A 22,056-nucleotide genomic window follows, 5' to 3' on the forward strand; every position below is an offset into this window, starting at 1 on the left:
CTTTCGGAGGCTTCACCATGACCAGTATGTACGAGCACGCCGGCGGTGATGAAGCGCTGCACCGCGTCGAGGAGGCGTTCTACGAGAAGGTGCTCGCCGACCCGGTACTGAAAACCCAGTTCACCGAACGGCGCCCGCACCACGTCGATCACCTCACCTGGTTCACCGCCGAATCCTTCGGTGGCCCAGACCGTTTCACCCGCGAAATGGGTTTCGACTACATCATCGCGGTGCATCGCAATCTAGCCATCACCGACGAACAGCGCGAGCGATTCGCGACACTGTACATGGCGGCGTTCGATGAGGCCGGCCTACTCGACAACGAGGCATTCCGCGCAGCGGTGCGTTCCCACGCCGAGTTCGGTTCGCGAGTGGCACAACAGAACTCACATGCGAAGACCGATGACGAACTGCACCCCATCCGCACGGTGCCCCGGTGGACGTGGGAGGGCGACGAGTGAACGCCCGCGACTTCGCCGGGCCGAAGCGGTTCAGCCGCAGCAGTTGGTGCGGAGAGCGCGAGCAACGCGCGCGAGGCGGATTCACCGCCATTACCGCGCACATTCGCTTGAAGAAGGTCGCGGCGTCCATGTCGACGACCTGCTTCGACGGCGGCACAGTGGGATCCCGTCGTTGGTGTCCGGCCCGCATCCCACCATCGACTACTCCCGCAAGGTTGCAGAACCCGATACCATCCGTGGGAGCGAATCCCATCCTGTCCCATATCCAGAATGAGCAGCACCACGATGATCCTGGCCGCCGTTTACGACACCTGGGCGCAGATCGGCAACCCTACGCCGGAAGCCCCACCGGTGTCCGACAAGTTCCTCCAACTGGTCCGCTACCTGACCTGGTTCGTCCTTCTGGCAGGCATCTGCGCCATCATCTACGCAGGTGGCCGCTTCGCCTGGGAGAAGTGGACCGGCGGTGGCCTCGAATCACCGAAGATGGTGGCCGGAGCCATGATCGGCGGCGTAATCGCCACCAGCGCGGGCACCATCATGAACGCCGTCATCGGCACGTGAACCCGATCTGATCGGACCCGAGGGAAAGAACGCACGCGATCAGCGCACGATGCCCGCGGCCCGAGCGGAGCGGATCCAGTCCGGGAATTCACCGAGCAGGCGCGCATACAGCCGGCCGTCGTCGACCTGGTCTATGTCGTCGACAGCGAAGAAACCAGCGTTGTCGACAGCGCGATCCGGCATCTCGTCGAGTGCGCGAAGCAGGCCGTAGTTCGCCTTGCCCAGGCCGACGAACTGCCAAAACGCAGGCAGCCGAGACGCTTCGCGCATGAGTTCGGTGATCTCGCGCTTCTTGGCGAATCCGCCATCGGTGAAGAACAGCACCAGTGTCGGCGCGTCGCCCGGCCGCAGCGAAGCGATGATGTCGCGCATGATCGGCAGCTCGTCGTTGCGACCGCCGATCCTGTTGTAGTCGATGCCCGCGTGCGTGCCCGACAGGTGCAGGAATGTCTGCGCCCACTGGTCACTGTTTTCAACGGCGATGTCAGGGAGCTTCGCGAAGGACAGCGCGTAGAGGTATGCCTCCAGCGTGCCGTCGTCGGCGAGTTGGGTCGCCACCGGAATCATCCGCTGCACCACCCGATGCACCACCTGCTTGCGGTACTGGGCCATCATGCTGCCGGTCTTATCGATGACCAGCACGACCCGTGCCCGAATCCCGAAGGCATCCTTGTTGATCAGTACCTTCGCGACTTCCCGCTTGCGCAGATCCAATTTCTCGCGCTTCTCGAACGAGAGCTTCGCCTCGCCGGGCACGGTGCGGATCTCGGGAAACTCTGATGTTGCTGACGCTGCGGGCGCATGCGACATCGCGGGCCCGTCCGACACCACAGCCTGGTGCCGCGGCGAGCGCCGCGCGGCGGGTGCGGACGATACAGTAGGTGTCCTGGATCCTGGCGCCCCTTGGTGGGCGGACGGTAGTCCGGATGCCACAGGCGCACCGGCGGGTTCGTCGTCGACGCTCACACCGTGGTCGGTGACCAGGGCCGCGAATCCACCGGCATACCCCTGACCGACCGCCCGCACCTTCCATGCCGTATTACGGCGATAGAACTCGAGCGCGATGACGACGGACTCGCTGCCGAGCCCGTCGATCACATACTCGTACAGCACGTTTCCCGCTCCGTCAGCGACGAAAGCGACCGGCGCCGCATGCTGCCCGAACGTCGTGGCCGGATTGTCGAGCGTGATGACCGCCCGGATCTGCGCGATCTCGGCGGGCAGCTGCGCGAGGGAAACCGCCAGCGACGCAGGCGTTCCCCTGCGCAACTCCACGCCGGGCGCACTCGGCTGGTTGAAGAACACGAAATCGGCGTCCGACCGCACCCGGCCCGACTCGGTCACCAGCAGCGCCGAGAGGTCCGCCGCCGCGGCCACCCGAACCGACACCACGACTGCCGCCGCGGCCAGCGGTCCGTTCTGTCCCTTGACGAGTGCTGTGCCCACGCGACTCCTGCCATTACCAACGGCCCCGAACGGCCCCAGCCTACGTCAGCGCCCTACGAATAGAGCTGATCAACAACCCATTTCGTCTTGTCGAACTCGACCGAAGACTCCGGTGTCAGCACGACCGTCGGCAGCCACTCGGTCAGTCCGATGATCTTCGCCGCGATCTCTGTGGTGGTATGGGCATCGGTCGATACGCGGTGCACCCAGTTCGGGCTACCGGCGTCCAACTCGCGGGCCATTTTCGCGCTTCGCTCGACGTGACGGTCCAGGCCGGTGCCGATCTCGCGTCGGGCAAGTCGTTGGCGAGCCGTCGCATCGCTGCACGTCAACAGTGCGGCGGTGATTGCCGGTTGATCTCCCAGCGCCGTCGCGAGTTCGGCGATGACTTTCTCCAGGACGCTGGCCGTATTCGTATAGATCACCCGCTGGTATCCGAGTGCCCGATAGTTGGTCCACATTGCCGCCAAGTTCCGTTCAGCGAGGCCGTGTTCCCATGGCGGCGGGTACGCCTGATCCAGGTTGTCGCCTTCGATCAGACAGTGCCGCACACCGGCTTCGGACAGTTGCGCGTGGATCTCGTGACCGACACTGCTCTTCCCGACCCCGGATCGCCCGCCGATGAACAGGGCCTGCGTTTTCGAGTTCACCGCAATACCTTCCCGCAGTGGGCGGTACGTCGGCGACCGGTTAACCGGCGATGAGGACCGCGGCGAGTGCGATCGCACCCGGCAGCGCCTGGGCGACCAGGATGCGGCGATTCGCCGTCGCGCCGCCGTACAACCCGGCGATCACCACGCAGACCAGGAAGAAGACCTGGACTCGGAATCCGGTGGGGTCGTCGGCAATAAGGCCCCACACCAGACCTGCCGCGAGGAAGCCGTTGTAGAGACCCTGATTAGCGGCCAACGGCGCGGTGGCCTTCGCCATCTCGGCGTCGAATCCCGACAACCCCCGACCGGGCTTGCCTTCCCAGAGGAACATCTCCAGCACCAGGATGTACCCGTGCAGCACGGCCACCAAGCCGACCAGGATGTTCGCGATCGTCGCCATGCTCGGACAGTACTCACACCGAAGTTCGAAGGCAGCGCTATCGAGCCGAAACAGGCGCTGTGTCGACTGCGTCCATGATCACCGAGGCAAGCCGAGTGCTGCAGGCCGGTCGACTCAGTAGCGTCGGCGGCGTGGAAACCAAGTCGTGCGTGACGGAACCGGCCCGCTTCGGACAGAGCGCGGACTCGAGCGCTTGATCTTCTTCAACGACGCGTCGTAGCCATCGCCATCACGCTGATCGTGCTGAGTCCGTCCTGACGGAATGCCTACGATTGTTCGGTCCCGACCACCTGTGCCGTTATTGTCGTGTGCATGGGAGATCGCGGGGGGCCTACCGGAGCTGGCCAGAATCTGTCAGTCGTGCCTGATGATGTGCAGGCGATCGGCCAGTACGTCTACAACATCGCCGACACCATGAAGCAGGCCCTTGACTCCGCTGCCCGCGAGGTCGACACCCTGCTCACCTCCGACTGGACCGGCGACGCGGCCGACGAGTTCTCCACCGGATGGACCGAAACCCGTGACGGCGGAACACAACTCATGCAAGCGTTGACTTCTCTCGCCCAGAAGCTGGGCGTCACCGCCGCCAACTACCGGTCGACCGACACCGGCAACGCGTCCGGCATCTCCAGCTTGGACCTGCCATGAGCTCAAAATTCACTGTCGACCTCGACCAACTCGACCAGATCGTCTCTCGCCTCAACGGACTCGCCGGCTTCTTGCGCGACCACTTGGACCAGCTCGACCGCAAGGTTGCCGACCTGACCGGCGGCAGCTGGGAATCCGCCGCGGCCAGCGCCTACTCCGACGCCCACACCCAGTGGGCCGCCAGCGCCCGCGAATTCGCCGACGGCGTCGCGGAGATGAGCGCCGTCGCCGACACAGCGCATCGCCGCTACACCGGTGCGCGAGACACCAATCGCCGGATGCTGCAGTCGGGGCAGGCGTGATCGTCGACTGGCAGACCTACTACGACGCCGCCAAGAAATGCCACGACCTCGCCGACGACCTCCGCAAAGCCGACAAACCGGTCCACGATGCGGTCAAGGGCGACTGTGCCGGGATGGCCGGCGACGCACCCGGTTGCAAACAATGGGGCGAGGCCTACGACAAAGCTGCCCAGCAGACCTTGCAGGCCTGCAGCAGCGTGGCCAACGCCCTCACCAACTACGGCGCCGTGCTGTATGCGAACGGCTACAACTACGGCATCGCCAACAAGAGCAACCCCGCCCCGCCCCGCATCCACGCCCAGGAAGTCGGCGAGTACAAGGTCAGCATCCCGTCCTCGGTGGCCGACAACGGGATCGGCTTCACCGACCACGGCGGCATCAAGGCCTTCTTCGACAAACTCGTCGCCAAAGTCCTCTCCACCTTCGGCAAACTCCCCAACGGTGACCACACCAAACTCGACAAAGCCCACACCACCTGGAACACCTTCGCCAGCCACGACACCATCACCGGCGCCGCAGCCCGCATCTCCGCCATCTCAGCCCTGTTCGACGGCATGGACGACGCCACCAACCGGCAACTAATCCAAGACCACTTCGTCACACTGAAAACCGGCGCCGACACCGTCAGCACCGCCGGTCAGAAAATGGCCGGACCCGTCGGCGACTACAAGGACGCGACCGTCGCCCTCGGCAACAGCAACGCCGCATCGATCAACGCGCTAGAACTGTCCATCAGCCTGATCGCCATCACCGCCGGCGTCGCGTTCCTGTTCAGCCTCGGCACCTCCGCAGTCGCCGCAGCCGCCGCCATCGATGCCGACGTTCTCCTCACCATCAACGCGATCCAATCCTCCTACCGCGCCAGCCAAATGGTCCGAGTCATCGGCCTCGCCGAACTCGCCGCCGGCGCTGTCGGCACCATCGATGCCTTCCACGCTCTGCCCACCATCGACCTCGACAAAGCCATCGCCAGCCTCGCCGCCATCATCGGCATGACGTCGACAATCGACGACGACCATTCGGGCGATTCCGCAGAACCGGACTTCCGCCACGGCAAATACACTCGAGCCGAGATAGAAGAATTCATCAACGGCCATACCGGCGACGGTGATCCGCGTATGGACAGGCCTACTCCCGCCCAAGTTCATGATGCGCTGACGAAAGGTACACCGGAACCGATGGGCGACGGACGCACAGCCGAGCAGGCCGAGCAGTTTGTATACAATGGAGTCAAGGTGGTTGTGAACTACGAAATGCCCTGGAGATCCAGTGCCTGGATACCGTGAGGAACGAATGTCAAACCTTGAGGATCGTGCACGAAACTATTTTTCCGAGGGTGAGATCACCGATATCAAGAGTCGCCCGATCAGGCTGGGAACGGGCGAGGAACGCGATGCGATCCGCTTAGCAGACTCATGGGAGGCTCATGTTGAGAAGATTGATCGAGACAGAGCTCTGCCGTGGTCAGACCGCACTGTTTGGAATGAATTCGATCTTTGTGCTGCTCTTACGATCCGGGATCGCCTGGAAAGCGCCATGAATAATCTATCTGAAATACTCGGCACCAAGATGGCGGGTTATGTCGCTGAAGCCGACGACAGATTCATGTCTATTACTGTCGAAGATTCGGGGAAGCGTATGGGGGCGGTCGCGGAACTCGATATAACCGGGCGTGGGTGGTGGTGGTTCCGGATACCCAACTCCGGTCCGATCGTCGAAGACCTGGCTCGCTGGAGCAGATTCGAGAACGAATAGCAGTCAATGTCAGGCCGCGCCGAGAACGGACAAATCACAACAGACGACTCCGCGCGGCAGGACTCCGTTGACACTAGAAGGCCGTCCAGGATGCCGGACGGGAGTTCTTCGGTATCGACTACGGCGGATCCAGAATCCTAAGCTTGTCTCAATGTTCCCAAATCAGCTCCCAAGGGGCACGTTGAGATCACCGGCATCACCAACCTGACCGGCTGGCCGCCCAACAAGCTGGCTCATCGTCCGCAACAGGACTACGGCTTCGGTGCCGCTGCATAGACGTTCGCCGCAGCGGGAGCCGCCGTGGCGCAGACTGCGGTGAAGGGTGAGCACGCCCGCAACGTCGGCGCCGTCGGCGCGAGAGCGCGGACGATCCTCGTCCTCGTTGCGAGGGTGTTGATCTCGTCCATCGGCACTTCCTGTCGCGAGTCCCTGGTCCGTCGCCGGGTCAGGCGACAGTCGGAACGCCGGTTATCATTCGACCAAGCTCGGGCCAAACGAGGAGCCCGACTCCATTCCACACATACAGTCCGCCAAGACATTTCGATATCTCACGGACATATCTACGAACTGCCATCTCGGCTGATAGGCTCGCCTGGTGCACCTGACCGAGGAGTCGTTCCACGCCATCGCGCTCAACGCCCGCCAAGGGTTCCGCGAATGCCTGAAGATGATCGAACTCCACGGTGGTGACAGTGGGCGCGCATACCTGAACCCACCCATCATGCTCACGGCTGTAGCGACCTGGGAACGGTTCGCCGTCGATCTCACGTCGGCAGCCTCTGCCCAAGGCTGGCGCATCGAAGACGCAGGCTGGGACACCAAGTATGACCGCACCGCCCCATGGCCCGGATCGCGTGCAGAACGAGCAGCGCCGAAGCCAGACGGATACGACCATGTCCTCGATGGCGTTCTCGCAGCACCAATTACCTCCACTTGGAGGCTGCACGTTGCGAATGCCTGGACCGGCGCCCACCCAGACGAATGGACATGGGTCAAATACTCCGCGTTGCCTGCTGAAGACAATCGCGATGTCCTACGGCGCGCTCTCCTCGGGGCCAAGTCGGCCCGAGACGCCGCCGCACACCGGCTGCACTACAAGAAGGCCAAACAGGCCGCAGCTCACCCTTCGCGATGGCAGCGACAACACTGCAAAATCAGGCAGAACTACAGCCGGTCCCGACGACCCGTTCCCCGGCCGACCGACGATCCAGCACGGATACGCCCGCGGGGTCGTCGCGTTCTTCATGCAACTGGCCGACGTCACGATCGAGACCATTCGAATGCATCACGACTGGTACGGCAAGAACAGCCATCTACCGTCAGGATGGTTCCAGGCCACGATCCCCACGGGACCATGCAGGGGTATGACGCTCTGGGGCGGCCGCGAACTGTTCCGACTGGATTAAAGACGATGTCCGAGCATGTACAACATCGCCGCAGCCATGCCGCCAATGCATGGGCGCAGCACTTCCTGACCGATCGCCCGGAAGCCGCCGAGCCCGATCGCTTATCGTCGCCGGTCTCCGCGGCCTTTGCTGACCGGCTGACTGAAACCCGCCAGCACAGCCGAAGCGCGGCATCCTGGGGCGTCGACGCGAATCCGAAGTATTTCTCAGTCTCTGGCTGGGGTCTGTCCGAGTAAGAAGGTGCCGTATGAGATCGGCCAGACGGTTCGGGGAGGAATCGCGGCAGGATAGGACAGCACAGTGAGGCTCCCGGTTGGGCTCGAATCTTGACCGCAAGAGCAGCGTGCTGATGCGCGTTCTCGCCAGGACCGCGGTATTGTACGAGGCTGACTTCGGTGGCTACATCGCCCCCGTACGCGTCGGTGGAGTTGCTATCCGATCCCCGGCGGCAGCAGCCGGATGATGGCGATGTTCAGCGCGGGGAAGGGCATCAGCGCGGGCACCGCGTTCCACACCTCGTCGGACAGCTGGTAGAAATTGTTGCTCGGCCGTTCGGTGCACTCCGCCCACACATGCGCCATACCCCTTTGGGGACGTTGTGCGCTGTACCGGTCACTGTGCCGCTTGCCGGAACCGGGACATACACGTGCCCGGATTCGCCTGGCACGCCCGGACTTCCGCCCTCCTTCACCAGGAACAAGTGGCATTCGTGCGGCGGCGTCACGGAGTCCGACCGCACATCCGTGAACGTTGACGGCGCTCGCCGAAGTTCCCCACCTGTGCTCGCTAGTTGCCGTGACCTCGTACCCGCTGGCCGTGATTTGGGCTCGGCCGGTTGTCGTGGCGTTCGCTGGACCTGCTCCGAGCGGCACCAGCATGAGCGGCGCAGCCAACGCGGCGCCGATCAGAAGTCGACGAATCACAGTGTCCGCCTTCCCACTTGTCTCTGGACAAGGAGTAGCTGAGCAGCGAAGGTCTAGCGGCGAATCAATCAGCCAACCCGAGTGCGTCAAGCAGTCGCTGCCGGTCCGCGACCTCACCGACCGACCCAAGACGGCGCGAGAGGACAGCAATGGGGCGCCGACGACACGGTAGGTGAGGTGCCCGACAGATCCCGGACTGCATCTGCCGGATACCGTGATCCGTCATCCGACCTTGCCGCCCAAGCCAAAGAGCGGTCTCTGCGTTCTTCGCCTTCGGATGCTTCGCACGCGCCCGCAGATACTTCCGCAGCGCCGTCCGTGTCTTGTCACCGAAGGGCGCTGTTCGCGAGCGCCCGCCCTTCCCGGTGACAAGCACGCTGTCCTCTTCAAAGTCGAGATCATCGAGGCCGAGGCCGGCGACCTCTCCCACCCGGCAACCCGTGTCGGCGAACAACCTGATCATGGCCGCGTCGCGCAGCGCATCGATCTATGGCTGTACGTGCGCTGTACTGGATCAACTCGTCTCTTCGCTCAACGATATCCGCAGCTCAGAGGAACTTTGTGGGGCGGGTGGGGCTCGAACCCACGACCAATGGATTATGAGTTCAAACACTCCGAACACTGTGCTGACCTGCATAAACAGTGCTCACGGCGGACCATAATCATAAAATACATTGGTGACGGGCCGATCACCCGATTGCCGCTGGAGCGACTTTCAGCGTCCCGATGTCCAAACTACCTGCCCAACGACGGTCGCACGGCCTGCGGCGCGTGCAGGGCCACCTCTCGAATCGCCGGAAAACTCCGCGAACCGACGACCAGGCGGGTTCGCGTAGCACCGGCGGGAGGTCGGCGACGACGGTTGTCGTCGGCGATACCGGCCGCACGACACAATGGCGATGCACCTCCGCCCCGGAGCCCGCCGCCACGCACGAGGCCGCAGCGGTGCGCAAACATGTCGCCGATGGTCACGTTCTGCGTGACGTACGGGTCCTTCAGCGTGAATCCGGGCCGCTTCGACACGATAGGAGTATCCCACGTCACTGATCCCGTGCCCACCTGGTGTGCGACGACGGACGCGGCAACGGACTTGGACAACGACGCGAGCTGGAACACAGTGTCCGCGTCGACCTTGTCGTCCTTGCCGACCTCGCGTACGCCGAACCCCTTGGCGTACACCGTCTTCCCGCCGTGCACGACGGCAACGGCCATCCCAGGTATGCCGGACGACTTCACAAGCTCATAGACGATAGCGTCCAGTTTGCGACGGCGTTGTTCACCGCATTGTCGGGGTCGTACCGAGTTTGCTGAGTGGCCGAGCGCGTTCTCAGCGTTCTCACAGCCCGCGACAGCGTCATCTCAGCAATAGGCGAGCACAGTGGGAACCGTCAGCCATAGCAGCTCAGAACACAAGGGAAAGGCACCACCGATGAACAAACGGAACAAGATCATGGCAGCCTTCGCCGCGGCGCTCGCGGCGGGCTCGATCGGCGTCGCCGTCACCACCGCCTCTGCCACTCCGCCGACGCCCATCGCGGCGGGCTCGATCGGCGTCGGCGTCACCACCGCCCCTGCCGCTCCGGCGACGCCGCCCCCGTCGGCTGATATGAGGTGGGCGCAGCTCGTGGAGCTTATCCGCCTATGAGATCTACGTGTCCGCTGACATTCGGAAGGATTGATCTCGTTGACCCGCAATGAGATCCGGCACCTGTTCACCCACGATCGTCATCGAACCGATCCGCGACACCAGCCACTGCCTACACCGCTCGATCTGGCGACGCCGCCACCAACACCGAGCCCGAAACAGTCACTACCAGCGACAACGCTCACGACCAACATGTTATGAGTACAACTCCTGAGAACGCTGCCCTGAACTGCATAGATGCAGTTCACAGCCGAGCAAAAGGACAAAATACAAAGCTGTTCAGCTGTCGTCTTACGATCTTGTTGACGGACCGGCGGTACCTGGTTCAATCCCAGTATCGCGCACCACCGTCTCACAAGATCAGACCCGGTTTTCACCGGGTCTGATCTTGTGTGTGCCCAACGCGCGCCCAACTGGCACAGCCTCTCAAAGCACCGACTGGTCACTATCTGATTCGAGGGTGAAACGCGTGTGCACGGATGCGGTTGATGTTGAGATCATGCGCGGCCAGTGTCGTCGTTACCCCACGGTGCGGCGTCCATCGCCAGGACGGCGCGCAGTTGCCGCACGGTCGCCGCCACATCCGCGCCGATCCGATCGAACCCCGGCGCGATGGTCCGAAGCCGATCCAGATCGGCCGAAAACTGCTCGACCATACCGTTCTCCCTATGCCCTGGGCATTCCATTTTCGGCGACACCGGCAGCCACACCTTCTCGCCACGGGGATACTCCCGCCTACCCAGCCCTGCCGACCCGCCGTCCCACGCGCCCAGTGCCCGTCGGCATGGCCGGCGTTCAGAGTCGTACGCGGCCTCGTACACCCCATCTGCGCTTCCGGCCAGCCCACCCCGCGCGCACTAGATTCCCTCACCGGGCCGGAGTGCAGCGGACAGTCGTTGTCCGGAAACCACAGAATGCAGCTCCAAGAATCCGAGCCGGTCATGCTCGCTACGGACCTCGCATAGGTCGCGGCTCGTGCCGCGTGGCCGGTCCGGGTGGCGACGCTCTCGCGAATGTTCACCACGACGGCGTCGCGATCAGCGATTTATCGCGGTGACGACCCTCACGACGGGAGGTCGAATTCGCTCTCAGTGGGCTCTCAGCACCGTCCGGGCACACTCGAAAATACCGATGTCAACAAGGACAAAAGCATCCTCCATAGACCGATCTCGGGCAATACCACATCGACAGCGACAGGGTGAAAAAATGAGATACGGAAATGCGCTTCGGAACGAGATAAGTAACGACAGCATCACTCCCTTGATCGGGATATTCGACATGTACTCCGCCTCGATCGCGGCGCAACACTATGACGGGATGTTCGTATCAGGATTCGGTTTCGCCGCCTCCTATTACGGGCTGCCCGATATCGGATTCATCGCCTGGCCCGACATGGTCAACTTCGTCCAACGACTGCGGTTGGCATTCCCGCGGCAGCACCTGCTGGTCGACATTGACGACGGCTACGTAGACCCCGAGGTCGCCTGCCACGTGGTGGAGCAACTCGAGCACATCGGAGCCTCCGGAGTGATCCTGGAAGACCAGAAACGGCCACGCCGATGCGGACACGTTTCGGGCAAACAGATCCTGCCGATCGGGGAGTACCTGGAGAAGCTGAACCTCGTTCTCGAGACCAGGTCCGAACTGGTCGTGGTGGCCCGCACGGATTCGACCGACGAAAACGATATCCTGGAGCGCGCCGAGATTCTGGCCGCCACCGATGCCGACGTCCTGCTCGTCGACGGCGTGCGCAGCGGGGAATGGATACGCAAGATCCGCGGCGTGATCGGCGACAAACCATTGCTGTTCAATCAGATCGCGGGCGGGTTCTCCCCGCGACTGTCGCTGACCGAACTCGAGGAGCTCGGCGTCGACGTCGCGATCTACTCCACACCGTGTCTATTCGCCGCACACACCGCGATGGCCGACGCGCTGAGCCAGTTACGCGCCAACGACGGCCGGCTCCCCGAAGTCCAAGCCGGCGACGTCGGTGTGGCAGCCTCGATCGATCTGATGGAACGCAACATCTCACGACACCACCCACGGCACCTGCCGGACAAGGTCGCGGCAACGCGTGATGGCAGTTGATGTCGCGTCTTCGACTCGACCCCTACATTCTGCTGCTGTTGGCCACCATCCTGGTGGCATCGCTGCTTCCCGCCCGCGGAACTGTCGCCGTCGACGCCGAGCACACCACTACCATCGCCATCGCAGGGTTGTTCTTCCTCTACGGAGCCCGCCTGTCCACCCGTGCCGCGCTGGACGGACTTCGGCACTGGCGCCTGCACACACTGGTCTTTACCGCGACCTTCATCGCCTTCCCCCTGCTCGGTCTGATTTGTCGCGTCCTGGTGCCGAGTGTATTGACGCCACAGTTGTACGCGGGGGTGATGTTCCTGTGCTGCCTGCCCTCGACCGTGCAGTCCTCGATCGCCTTCACCTCCAACGCCCGAGGCAACGTCGCGGCCGCCATCTGCAGCGCGTCGTTCTCCAACCTCATCGGGATCGTGGTCACACCCGCACTGATCACGGTATTCCTCGTCACCGGGACCGGCGGCGCGCTATCGCTCGCAGCGGTCGAAGGGATCGGGCTGCAGTTGTTGGCGCCATTCCTCGCCGGACAACTGCTGCGGAAATGGATCGGCGACTTCATCACCCGACGCAAAACACTGCTCAGCTACCTCGACCGCGGTTCGATCCTGCTCGTCGTCTACACCGCATTCAGCCAAGGAGTGGTGGCCGGGATATGGACCCAACTCACCGTCCCCTCGCTGGCTATGCTTTTCGCCGTCAATGCGGTCCTGCTGGCGATCGTCCTGACCGCCACCACGGCAGCCGCGCGTCGACTCCGGTTCAGCGCCGAAGACGAGATCGCAATCGTCTTCTGCGGCTCCAAAAAATCCCTGGCCAGCGGCCTACCCATGGCCAGCATCCTATTCCCCGCCGCCACTGTCGGGCTGATGGTCCTGCCGTTGATGTTGTTCCACCAAATGCAGCTCATGGTGTGCGCATGGCTCGCACGACGCTACAACACCAACCTCGCCCGCACAGCCGACCCGACATCCACCTCGCGTGTCGCAGTGGGAAACGGTGTCGAACCTAACTGACGATAATGCAGGTCAGGACCGGAATCTGTGGGGCGGGTGGGGCTCGAACCCACGACCAATGGATTATGAGTTCAAACACTCCGAACACTGTGCTGACCTGCATAAACAGTGCTCACGGCGGACCATAATCATAAAATACATTGGTGACGGGCCGATCACCCGATTGCCGCTGGAGCGACTTTCAGCGTCCCGATGTCCAAACTACCTGCCCAACGACGGTCGCACGGCCTGCGGCGCGTGCAGGGCCACCTCTCGAATCGCCGGAAAACTCCGCGAACCGACGACCAGGCGGGTTCGCGTAGCACCGGCGGGAGGTCGGCGACGACGGTTGTCGTCGGCGATACCGGCCGCACGACACAATGGCGATGCACCTCCGCCCCGGAGCCCGCCGCCACGCACGAGGCCGCAGCGGTGCGCAAACATGTCGCCGATGGTCACGTTCTGCGTGACGTACGGGTCCTTCAGCGTGAATCCGGGCCGCTTCGACACGATAGGAGTATCCCACGTCACTGATCCCGTGCCCACCTGGTGTGCGACGACGGACGCGGCAACGGACTTGGACAACGACGCGAGCTGGAACACAGTGTCCGCGTCGACCTTGTCGTCCTTGCCGACCTCGCGTACGCCGAACCCCTTGGCGTACACCGTCTTCCCGCCGTGCACGACGGCAACGGCCATCCCAGGTATGCCGGACGACTTCACAAGCTCATAGACGATAGCGTCCAGTTTGCGACGGCGTTGTTCACCGCATTGTCGGGGTCGTACCGAGTTTGCTGAGTTGGCTGGATCAGGGCCTGACCTTGACCAAGATCCATATTCTGCTCGGCCGGCGGGGTGTGATGGTGTCGTATCGGACGTTGAACCGTTACGCAACAACAGAATTGGGGTTCGGGAAGCGGCGCACCACGGTGCGGGTGGACGACTGCGAACCCGGCGCTGAGGTGCAGGTCGATTTCGGCCGGCTGGGCTTGCTGACCGAGGTCGAGGGCCGGCGGCGGGTGGTGAAGGGCCTGATTTTCACCGCGGTGTATTCGCGGCACATGTTCGTCTATCCGACCTATCGGGAGACCCTCAACGACGTCATCGCCAGGTTCGAGGCGGCGTGGGTGTTCTTCGACGGCGTGTTCGCCGTCGCGATTCCGGTCAACATGAAGGCCATCGTCGAGGGGTTCCGGTAGTAATCGCCGAGAAAACAACGGATATGCGTAATCCGTTGGTATTGGCCCAGTTTCGTGCTCGGGATGCGTGTTTCGGCTGGTAGTGCTTGGCTGGGGTGCGGTTGAGGCTGGTCGGCGTGGTGGAGGTCGGGGTTCGTGGCGACGCGGGTGTTCGCGGACGAGGAGTTGGCGCGGCTACGCGAGTTCCCGGAGATCAGTCGCGAGGAGCTGTACCGGTTCTTCAAGCTGGCCCCATCGGATTTGGCGTTCATCGCGCCGGGCCGGGGCCGGGGCCGGGGTCCGGCAGACCGGTTGGGAATAGCTGTTGCGCTGTGCACGCTGCCCTGGCTCGGGTTCGTGCCGGACAAGGTGTCGACGGCGCCGCCGGTGGCGGTGGCCCGGCTGGCTGCCGAGCTGAATGTCGAGGCGAGCGCGATCAATTCGTACGGCCGCCGCGCGCAGACGCGCACCGATCACCTGCGGTTGGTGGCGCAGTATCTGGGCTGGCGGGGGCCGGGGACGATGGAGCTGAAGGAGCTGGACGAGTTCCTGTTGGCGCGGGCGATGGAGCATGATTCGCCGACGCTGCTGTTCCGGTTGGCGTGTGAGTATCTGATCTCGGCGAAGGTGATCCGGCCGGGCCCGGTGGTCCTGGTGGAGCTCGTGGCTCACGCCCGCGAGCAGGCGCAGCGGGAAACCTATGACCAGCTGGCGCACGAACTCACCCCGCAGCGGTGTGCGCAGCTGGACGGGTTGCTGGTCACCGATGTGTCGCTGAAGATGTCGCGGTTGCGGTGGCTGTCGACCGGACCGGTGGAGGCGTCCGCGGCGGCGGTGAAGGCCGAGGTCGACAAGCTAGGGTTCCTACGCGACCTGGGTGCTGATCGCTTGGACATGTCGGTGCTGCCCGCCGAGCGCCGCCGGTTTCTGGCCACGATGGGCCGCCGGTTGACGCCGCAGGCTCTGGAGCGGCGGGAACCGCAGCGGCGTCATCCGATCCTGCTCACGGTGCTGGCGCAGTCGGCCGCCGATGTGCTCGATGAGGTGGTCGCGTTGTTCGACCAGGCGATCTCGGCGAAATTCAGTACCGCCGAAAAACGGATGAAAGACGAACTGGCCGAACGCGGAAAATCCGGTGAGGACCGGCAAGCCCTTCTCGATGAGCTGCTGGCGATCATCAACGATCCCGCAATCCCCGACGAGCAGGTCGGGGGCTTGGTGCGCGGAGAACGGATCGGCTTGGAGCGCCTGCGGGCCGCGGCCGCGCAGGCCAAGCCACGGTTGCCGCGTGATCACGGGCATCTGGCGGCCCTGAACGCCTCCTACAGCTATCTGCGGCAGTTCACCCCGGCGGTGCTGTCGAGCGTCGGGTTCGCCGGCGGCACCGCGGCGACCGAACTGCTGCTCGCGGTCGACATGCTGCGGGAGCTGAACGCCACCGGCCGCCGCAAGGTGTTCGATGAGGCTCCGACCGGGTTCGTGCCGACCAAGTGGCGCGGCTACCTCGAGGAGGCCCGCAAGTCCGGCAATCCCACCGCCTACCGGCACTATTGGGAGCTGTGCGTGCTGCTCGGCCTGCGTGACGGGCTCCGCAGAGGGGACGTGTTCGTGCCCGGTTCACGCCGGTACGCCGATCCGGCAGCGTATCTGCTCACGCCCGAGCAGTGGGAGCCCCAGCGCGCCGAGTTCTGCCGTCTGGTCGGCAAATCCGCTGATCCGGCCCGCGCCCTGGCGGATGCGGTCGATGAACTACACGAATCGGTCGCCGAGCTGGAGAAGGTCTTGGCCACCGGCGATGGCCCGGTCCGCCTCGATGACGATGGTGACTTGGTGATCTCGCCGTTGACCGCGGAGGATGTGCCGGCCGAGGCGGCCGAACTCAAAGCGGAGCTGACCGAGATGCTGCCGTTCGCGCCGATCGTGTCGCTGCTGATCGAGCTGGACAAACGCACCGGCTACCTGGACTGTTTCACCCACGCGGGCGGCAAACAGGCCCGCAGCTCGGATCTGAAACGCAATCTCATCGCGGTCCTGCTGGCCAACGCGACCAACCTCGGGCTGCGCAGCATGGCCGACGCCTGCGGCATCTCCTACGACATTCTGCGGTGGACCGAGGAATGGTATGTGCGGGAGGAGACGCTGCGCGCGGCGAACCTGGCGATCATCGACTACCACCAAAGGCTGCCGCTCACCGCGACTTTCGGTGGCAGTACCCTGTCGTCCAGTGACGGGCAACGGTTTCCGACGCGAGGCAAGTCGACCACCGCCCGCATTGTGCCGCATTTCTCCGCTGACCAGGGCTTGTCCACCTACACCCATGTCACCGATCAGCACACCACCTACAGCACGAAGGTGATCGTCACCACCCGCCGGGAGGCCCATTACGTGCTGGACGAGATCCTGGGCAACGCCGAGGATCTGCCGATCACCGAGCACGCGACCGATACGCACGGCGTGACCCTAGTCAACTTTGCCCTGTTCGATCTACTCGGGATGCAGCTCTCACCCCGCATCCGGGACCTGGGCAAGATCACACTGTACCGGCCGGGACCACGGGCCGGCATCGAATCGCGGTTCCCGCGTGCCGTCCGCTGCTGACCCGCAAACTGAATCTCGACCTGATCGCAGAGCACCATGACGATCTGCTTCGTTTGACCGGGTCGCTGAAGTTCGGGCATGCGACCGCGTCGTTGCTGGTCGGGAAGCTGTCGGCATCGAGCCGGCAGAACGCGCTGGCGGCGGCGTTGAAAGAGTATGGGGCGCTTCGCCGTACAATCTATGCCGCTCGATATTTGTCGGATCCGAACTACAGGCGCAAGATCGCACGCCAGCTGAACCGGGGCGAGTCGGTCCACGCGCTCAAACGTGACCTGCTCTACGCCCACGAGGGCATGATCCGGGCACGGCATCTCGAAGACCAGTCCGAACAAATGTGGTGCCTGACCCTCGCGACGAACGCCGTGATCGCCTGGACGACAGAGTATTTCGGGCTGGCGGTGGAACAGATGCGGCGCGAGGGCCGCCGGGTCGATGATGAGGTACTGGCTCACGTGTCCCCGGCCCACTCGGAGAACATCAACTTCTTCGGGGCGATCGAGGTCGACATCGACGCCGAGTTGGCGCAGCTCGGGCCGACCGGCTATCGGCCCCTACGAATGCGCGACACACTGTTCTGATATCCCGGACAGGGTCACGGCGCCCGCTCGACATCCAGCTGTGGCCGTTTCGAACCGCGCGCTATGCGGCTATACAGCGCGTTTCCGGTGATCAAGGAGACGTGTTGAAGAAGTGCCGGGCGCTACGCGCCCGGACTTCTTGGTGGTAGCCGCGGCAGATCAGTGAGCCGGCGTTGGAGAATCTCGAAGAGTCGGCCCACCGAACCACCGGCGCAGGGCGACCGACAGGGCGGACATATCCGGGTTCTCGTCGGCGGCCCAAGCGATGTACCCGTCGGGCCGGACGAGCAGCGCGGACCACGCCACCTGCTGCGCTGGTTTGATCGACACCACCCGTACCCGAGCTGCCCAGCCATCGACTGCATCCCGCACTGCCGCGTTGTCGGCCAGATCCACTAGCAGCGCACGTCCGTCCGCGCAATGGTCGCCAACGCGTGTGCCGTCGGCCAACTCGACGTCCGGGGCGGGCGCTCCGACCAGGTCGTGCTCCCCGGAGTCGTACCGGTGCAGTATGCCGGAAAGCTTGGTTAGCACATAGGTCGAGCCGTCGGGCGTGGAGATAAGGTCGCTGAGCACGTTGCGCAGTGCCAAGCTGCGCGCATCGGTTCGCATGGCGGCGACTTGTGCGCGTGTCCACTCCAACACCCACTCGCCGACCGGATGCCGCTCGGCGGTGTAGGTGTCGAGCAAATCCTCTGGCACCGAACCCTTCACAACGGCGGCGAGTTTCCAACCCAGGTTCACCGCGTCACCGATGCCGAGATTCTGCCCTTGCCCGCCCAATGGCGAATGCACGTGTGCCGCATCGCCGGCCAGCAGCACCCGACCCAGTCGATACGTGTTCGCCTGTCGCGTGTGGTCGGTGAAGCGAGTAGCCGAGTGGATCGCGGTGACTTTGACGTCGACACCTGCCACCTTCCGCACCGTCGCCTCCAACTCCGCCGGCGTGATGGGTGCTTCACGGTCTTCCGGTGGACCGTCGAGCTCTACGGTGACCACCCGCCCCGGGTATGGCCCATGCAGATAGACGCCGCCATCGGTGCGATTCCACCCCGCTCGCAGTTTCTCGTGACCGATCATGTCGACAACGAACTGGCGCGCCGTGACTTCCGGGTCTACACCAGGGAATTCGAACCCGGCGAGCTTGCGCACGACACTGCGCCCACCGTCGGCACCCACCAGCCATTCGCCTCGAACCGTGCGTCCGTCGCCCAATTCGACTGTGACACCGTCACCCTCGGCAGTGAACCCGGCGACTTCGGCGCCGCGCAGCACCGTGACGCCGAGGTCGGCCGCACGCTCATTCAGCAGCGCCTCGATCTCCTGCTGCGACACCAGGATCACGCCGGCCGCCGGTCCGGCATGCGTGAATATCGGACCCGTGAAATCGACCAGACCGATGTCGAGCACAATGCCCGAGAAGTGAGCTCCGACCGGACCGCCGCCGACAGCGTTCTCGATTCCCTTGGACGCCAAGAACTTCTGCGTCCGCTCCACCGCGGCGTCGTGCCGCTCCTGCAGTTGCGGCAACATGTCACGCCGGTAAAAGGCTTGAACCGTCGCTAAGTTCACATACCCGGCTTTCATCGTCTGGTCGATACTCGTGAGCCGCTCGATCACCAGCACGTCGACGCCTGCCAACCCCAGCTCGCACGCCAACATCAGGCCAACTGGGCCACCTCCGGCAATCACCACGGAGTAGTCGGCGGCCCGGCTTGATCGACTACCTACGGCCTCATGCGATGGAGCCAAAAGGATTCCTCTCAATCGTTGGTTGCGCTGGCCAGGGCTGACGCGGAGAGCGTTTCCACCCTGGCGTACTAAAGCAGTCGATGACTGCGTTAGAGGAGTATAAAAGTGTTGCCGCACAAACGCAAGCATTGACTGCGTTAAGGTGTGAGGGTGAACGAGCGACAGCCAGTCCGACGGCCCGGCGGGCGCGCCGCCCGCGTCGGCGCGGCGGTCCACCGGGCCGTCACCGACCTGATCAGCGAACGCGGCTACGGCAACTTCACCGTCGGCGAGGTCGCAGCCCGCGCGGGCGTAGCCGACAGCAGCATCTACCGCCGGTGGGGCAATCTGGAAAGCCTGCTCGCCGAGGTGGCGCTCACCCGCCTCAATGCGGTGTCGCCGATGCCTGACACCGGGAGCCTGGACGGCGACCTGCGCACTTACGCGGCCCAAGTGGCCCGCGAAATCACCGGACCCGACGGCCCGGCGGTGCTGCACCTGGCCATCGCCCTGTCGAGCAACGGTCAGCAGGGCCTGCGGGCTGCTGACAACCTCCGCGCCGAACGCATGCGGCAACTGCAGTCCATGCTCGATCGCGCCCACGACCGCGGCGAGCACGCACCCGACGCGTTCGACGTGCTGGATCACATCCTGGCCCCTATGTACATCCGCGTCTTATTCGACATGGGCCCGCTCACCGCGGACTACATCGACAGGCTCGTCGATCGATTGCTGTGATCCCGGTTCCCGCGATCACTCCTCGGACGTGGCGCCAGAGCTTGGTGAGGTGCTCGGCCGACACGCACCCGGCCAGCTCGGGCATCCAACCCTTCGCTGGCTCACGCGGCCCGGCTGAATCCATCGGTCGGCGAACCGTCGCCGCGGATCCGGGTGAGATCGATATCAGGAATGGGCCACAGGCGTCGGGTTTCGCTGTACCTGACCGAGTACTCGCCGAAACGGCGGATGTACTCGGTCAGGTACAGCGAAACCTGCGCTAGATGCCGTACCGAAGACTGACCCGAGCACCGGAGCAATCGCGACGGATTTTTCGCCCGCAGGGACTTCCCCTACACCCTCAACTCGGCAATTGAGGGCGTTTGCCGGAAGCACCCAGGGCGCGCCGGACCCACTCGCCGATGGCGTCGGACTTCACCGACGGCCGACGTCAGGAGCCAACCAGCGCCGCCGGAGCGACGACACGCATTCTCACAAACGATCAGATACGAGAGTTCTGCGACAGCCCCGGATCGACCACCAAACCCGCAGGCCACCATTCGCAAAACTCCTCTCGAAACCTGCCTCTTGTGCGAGACACTTCTGAGAGAATTCCTCTCGTGGAGCTGATTCCCGAGCAGGCCGCCGATGCGGTCGAACAGCACAGCTGCCCCAACTGCGACGCACCCGCCGGCAGCGCCTGCCGCACCCGCAGCGGCAAGACCGCCGCGAAATACCACACCCTGCGCTTCGTGCTGGTGCCCGCACTGCGCGAGGAACTCGACGTGCCGACCCCCGCCGACCGCCGTCCCGGCCGAACCTGGACCCAAGGCCCCGCACTCACCGTCGTCCCGGCACCGGCGGCCGAACGGCCGGTGCGGATCGGGTACGCCAGGACATCGACCGCTCGCCAAGAGCTGGCCAGCCAGCTCGAAGCCCTCCGAAGGGCGCAGTGCCACAAGATCTTTCACGAGCAGATCAGCACCCGCGTCAAGGTCCGGCCCGAGCTGGAGAAAGCGCTCGCTTTGGCCCACCAGTTCAAAGAGGCCGCACCCGGCACACCGGTCGTGTTCACCGTCCACGAGCTCAAGCGCCTGGCCCGCAACGCCGCCGAGCTGATGGCGCTGTCGGCCGAACTCCAGACCGGCGGCATCCAGCTCGAACTGCTCACCGGCCCGCTCACCGGCATCTACGACCCCAACGGCATGGGCGCGATGTTCTTCGCGGTCCTCGCCGTCGCCGGGCAGATCGAACGCAACTACATCCGGGAAAAGACCCTCGAGGGCCAGGCCATCGCCGCGGCCAAAGGCAACCACGGCGGCCGACCCAGAGTCATCGACGACGACTCGCTCACCTTCGCCCTCGCACTGAAGAACAAAGGCGTCCCGGTCCCGGACATCGCGAAAAAGCTCACCATCAAGGCCGGGAAGCACGCGGGCGAGCACCCGTCCGTCGCCTCTCTCTACCGGGCGCTCGCAGAAGCCGAGAACACCACCGCCGACAACGGTCTGCCACTCCGGCCCAAACCCGCTCGCATCCTCCGCCCCGACGACCCGATGACGCCGGAGGAAATCGACCTGCGCAACCGCCTCCAGACCCAGGTGCTCGGGCAGCCAGAAGACCGGTAGCGAGCTGAACTCAACCCGGCACCCATCCTGAACAAGGAATTACGCGATATCCGTTGTTTTTTCGGCGATTACTACCGGAACCCCGTCGACCGGGCGAACGCGACCGATCCCCGCTTGAACGACTCGTTCCGCGAATACGCCGAATCCCGCGGCTTCGTCGTGGATCCGGCCCACATCCGCAGCCCCCAGGACAAACCCAGGGTCGAACGCTGTGTTCCGTATGCACGCTCGAACTTCTTTGCTGGAGAACAATTCCGGGATCTCGATGACTGCCGAGAACGCGCGCAGCGGTGGTGCCGGGAGACCGCGGGCATGCGTATCCACGGCACCACAAGGC

Annotated in this window: 20 protein-coding genes and 4 pseudogenes; 14 read left to right on the forward strand and 10 right to left on the reverse strand. The window is 64.0% G+C overall.

Going from position 1 to position 22,056, the window contains the following annotated elements; translation table 11 throughout:
- Positions 1–17: 17 nt before the first annotated feature.
- Positions 18–461 carry a group II truncated hemoglobin gene (locus ACV7NQ_RS06510; RefSeq protein WP_463358792.1) on the forward strand — a complete coding sequence of 148 codons (444 nt, stop codon included), beginning with the start codon at positions 18–20 and terminating at the stop codon, positions 459–461.
- 285 nt (positions 462–746) lie between these two features.
- Entirely contained in the window at positions 747–1,025 is a 279-nt protein-coding gene (locus ACV7NQ_RS06515) for a hypothetical protein (RefSeq protein ID WP_463365560.1), read from the forward strand.
- A gap of 39 nt (positions 1,026–1,064) precedes the next feature.
- Here ACV7NQ_RS06515 and ACV7NQ_RS06520 read toward each other — a convergent pair whose 3' ends face one another.
- Genes ACV7NQ_RS06520 through ACV7NQ_RS06530 form a run of 3 tightly spaced genes read right to left on the reverse strand, consistent with a single transcriptional unit; the run spans position 1,065 to position 3,524 of the window.
- Positions 1,065–2,471 (reverse strand): VWA domain-containing protein, encoded by a 1,407-nt coding sequence (locus ACV7NQ_RS06520; RefSeq protein ID WP_463358793.1) that lies wholly within the window; start codon positions 2,469–2,471, stop codon positions 1,065–1,067.
- A gap of 53 nt (positions 2,472–2,524) precedes the next feature.
- Positions 2,525–3,121 carry an ATPase gene (locus ACV7NQ_RS06525; protein WP_463358794.1) on the reverse strand — a complete coding sequence of 199 codons (597 nt, stop codon included), beginning with the start codon at positions 3,119–3,121 and terminating at the stop codon, positions 2,525–2,527.
- Between the two features lie 40 nt (positions 3,122–3,161).
- Positions 3,162–3,524: a DUF1304 domain-containing protein gene (locus ACV7NQ_RS06530; protein WP_463358795.1), complete on the reverse strand. Its 363-nt coding sequence runs from the start codon at positions 3,522–3,524 to the stop codon at positions 3,162–3,164.
- A gap of 312 nt (positions 3,525–3,836) precedes the next feature.
- Here ACV7NQ_RS06530 and ACV7NQ_RS06535 point away from each other — a divergent pair, with 312 nt between their 5' ends.
- Genes ACV7NQ_RS06535 through ACV7NQ_RS06550 form a run of 4 tightly spaced genes read left to right on the forward strand, consistent with a single transcriptional unit; the run spans position 3,837 to position 6,229 of the window.
- Positions 3,837–4,172, forward strand: coding sequence for a WXG100 family type VII secretion target (locus tag ACV7NQ_RS06535; RefSeq protein WP_463358796.1), 336 nt, complete (start codon positions 3,837–3,839; stop codon positions 4,170–4,172).
- Positions 4,169–4,474, forward strand: a complete 306-nt coding sequence (locus ACV7NQ_RS06540) for a WXG100 family type VII secretion target (RefSeq protein ID WP_463358797.1) — start codon at positions 4,169–4,171, stop codon at positions 4,472–4,474. The genes ACV7NQ_RS06535 and ACV7NQ_RS06540 overlap by 4 nt, the downstream gene beginning before the upstream one ends.
- Entirely contained in the window at positions 4,471–5,760 is a 1,290-nt protein-coding gene (locus ACV7NQ_RS06545) for a hypothetical protein (RefSeq protein ID WP_463358798.1), read from the forward strand. The genes ACV7NQ_RS06540 and ACV7NQ_RS06545 overlap by 4 nt, the downstream gene beginning before the upstream one ends.
- A gap of 7 nt (positions 5,761–5,767) precedes the next feature.
- A complete protein-coding gene (locus ACV7NQ_RS06550; RefSeq protein WP_463358799.1) occupies positions 5,768–6,229 on the forward strand; it encodes a hypothetical protein in 462 nt (153 codons plus the stop codon).
- Between the two features lie 251 nt (positions 6,230–6,480).
- Here ACV7NQ_RS06550 and ACV7NQ_RS06555 read toward each other — a convergent pair whose 3' ends face one another.
- A complete protein-coding gene (locus tag ACV7NQ_RS06555; protein ID WP_463358800.1) occupies positions 6,481–6,636 on the reverse strand; it encodes a hypothetical protein in 156 nt (51 codons plus the stop codon).
- A gap of 188 nt (positions 6,637–6,824) precedes the next feature.
- Between ACV7NQ_RS06555 and ACV7NQ_RS06560 the strand changes: the two genes are divergently transcribed.
- Positions 6,825–7,871 (forward strand): hypothetical protein, encoded by a 1,047-nt coding sequence (locus ACV7NQ_RS06560; RefSeq protein WP_463358801.1) that lies wholly within the window; start codon positions 6,825–6,827, stop codon positions 7,869–7,871.
- A gap of 195 nt (positions 7,872–8,066) precedes the next feature.
- On the opposite strand, the gene ACV7NQ_RS06565 is transcribed toward ACV7NQ_RS06560, so the two are convergent.
- The 3 genes and pseudogenes from ACV7NQ_RS06565 to ACV7NQ_RS06575 all read right to left on the reverse strand — a co-directional run.
- Positions 8,067–8,216 (reverse strand): hypothetical protein, encoded by a 150-nt coding sequence (locus ACV7NQ_RS06565; protein ID WP_463358802.1) that lies wholly within the window; start codon positions 8,214–8,216, stop codon positions 8,067–8,069.
- A gap of 406 nt (positions 8,217–8,622) precedes the next feature.
- On the reverse strand, positions 8,623–9,045 hold the full coding sequence (locus tag ACV7NQ_RS06570) for a tyrosine-type recombinase/integrase (RefSeq protein WP_463365561.1): 423 nt from the start codon (positions 9,043–9,045) through the stop codon (positions 8,623–8,625).
- A 446-nt stretch (positions 9,046–9,491) separates the two neighbouring features.
- Positions 9,492–9,850 (reverse strand): annotated as a pseudogene (locus tag ACV7NQ_RS06575) (serine hydrolase domain-containing protein); the annotation flags it as partial.
- A gap of 137 nt (positions 9,851–9,987) precedes the next feature.
- Here ACV7NQ_RS06575 and ACV7NQ_RS06580 point away from each other — a divergent pair.
- Positions 9,988–10,203 carry a hypothetical protein gene (locus ACV7NQ_RS06580; protein ID WP_463358803.1) on the forward strand — a complete coding sequence of 72 codons (216 nt, stop codon included), beginning with the start codon at positions 9,988–9,990 and terminating at the stop codon, positions 10,201–10,203.
- A gap of 497 nt (positions 10,204–10,700) precedes the next feature.
- Here the strand turns inward: ACV7NQ_RS06580 and ACV7NQ_RS06585 are convergent, their stop codons facing one another.
- Positions 10,701–10,859: a hypothetical protein gene (locus ACV7NQ_RS06585; protein WP_463358804.1), complete on the reverse strand. Its 159-nt coding sequence runs from the start codon at positions 10,857–10,859 to the stop codon at positions 10,701–10,703.
- A 550-nt stretch (positions 10,860–11,409) separates the two neighbouring features.
- Here ACV7NQ_RS06585 and ACV7NQ_RS06590 point away from each other — a divergent pair.
- Together ACV7NQ_RS06590 and ACV7NQ_RS06595 are read left to right on the forward strand one after the other, a co-directional pair.
- Positions 11,410–12,291: an isocitrate lyase/PEP mutase family protein gene (locus ACV7NQ_RS06590; protein WP_463358805.1), complete on the forward strand. Its 882-nt coding sequence runs from the start codon at positions 11,410–11,412 to the stop codon at positions 12,289–12,291.
- Positions 12,291–13,310, forward strand: coding sequence for a bile acid:sodium symporter family protein (locus tag ACV7NQ_RS06595; RefSeq protein ID WP_463358806.1), 1,020 nt, complete (start codon positions 12,291–12,293; stop codon positions 13,308–13,310). Before ACV7NQ_RS06590 ends, ACV7NQ_RS06595 begins: the two co-directional genes overlap by 1 nt.
- A gap of 399 nt (positions 13,311–13,709) precedes the next feature.
- Here the strand turns inward: ACV7NQ_RS06595 and ACV7NQ_RS06600 are convergent.
- Positions 13,710–14,047, reverse strand: a pseudogene (locus ACV7NQ_RS06600) (serine hydrolase domain-containing protein); the annotation flags it as partial.
- A gap of 39 nt (positions 14,048–14,086) precedes the next feature.
- Here ACV7NQ_RS06600 and ACV7NQ_RS06605 point away from each other — a divergent pair.
- Together ACV7NQ_RS06605 and ACV7NQ_RS06610 are read left to right on the forward strand one after the other, a co-directional pair.
- Positions 14,087–14,476 (forward strand): annotated as a pseudogene (locus ACV7NQ_RS06605) (IS21 family transposase); the annotation flags it as partial.
- A 147-nt stretch (positions 14,477–14,623) separates the two neighbouring features.
- Positions 14,624–17,643 (forward strand): annotated as a pseudogene (locus ACV7NQ_RS06610) (Tn3 family transposase).
- Positions 17,644–17,802: 159 nt separating this feature from the next.
- Here ACV7NQ_RS06610 and ACV7NQ_RS06615 read toward each other — a convergent pair.
- Positions 17,803–19,524, reverse strand: coding sequence for an FAD-dependent monooxygenase (locus tag ACV7NQ_RS06615; RefSeq protein WP_463358807.1), 1,722 nt, complete (start codon positions 19,522–19,524; stop codon positions 17,803–17,805).
- A gap of 21 nt (positions 19,525–19,545) precedes the next feature.
- On the opposite strand from ACV7NQ_RS06615, the gene ACV7NQ_RS06620 reads away from it, so the two are divergent.
- Complete coding sequence (locus ACV7NQ_RS06620) at positions 19,546–20,112, forward strand: TetR/AcrR family transcriptional regulator (RefSeq protein ID WP_463358808.1); 567 nt, start codon at positions 19,546–19,548, stop codon at positions 20,110–20,112.
- A 599-nt stretch (positions 20,113–20,711) separates the two neighbouring features.
- Positions 20,712–21,719 carry a recombinase family protein gene (locus ACV7NQ_RS06625; protein ID WP_463358809.1) on the forward strand — a complete coding sequence of 336 codons (1,008 nt, stop codon included), beginning with the start codon at positions 20,712–20,714 and terminating at the stop codon, positions 21,717–21,719.
- Positions 21,720–22,056 lie beyond the last annotated feature (337 nt).

The organism is Nocardia sp. Tas62D01, from assembly GCF_055232035.1.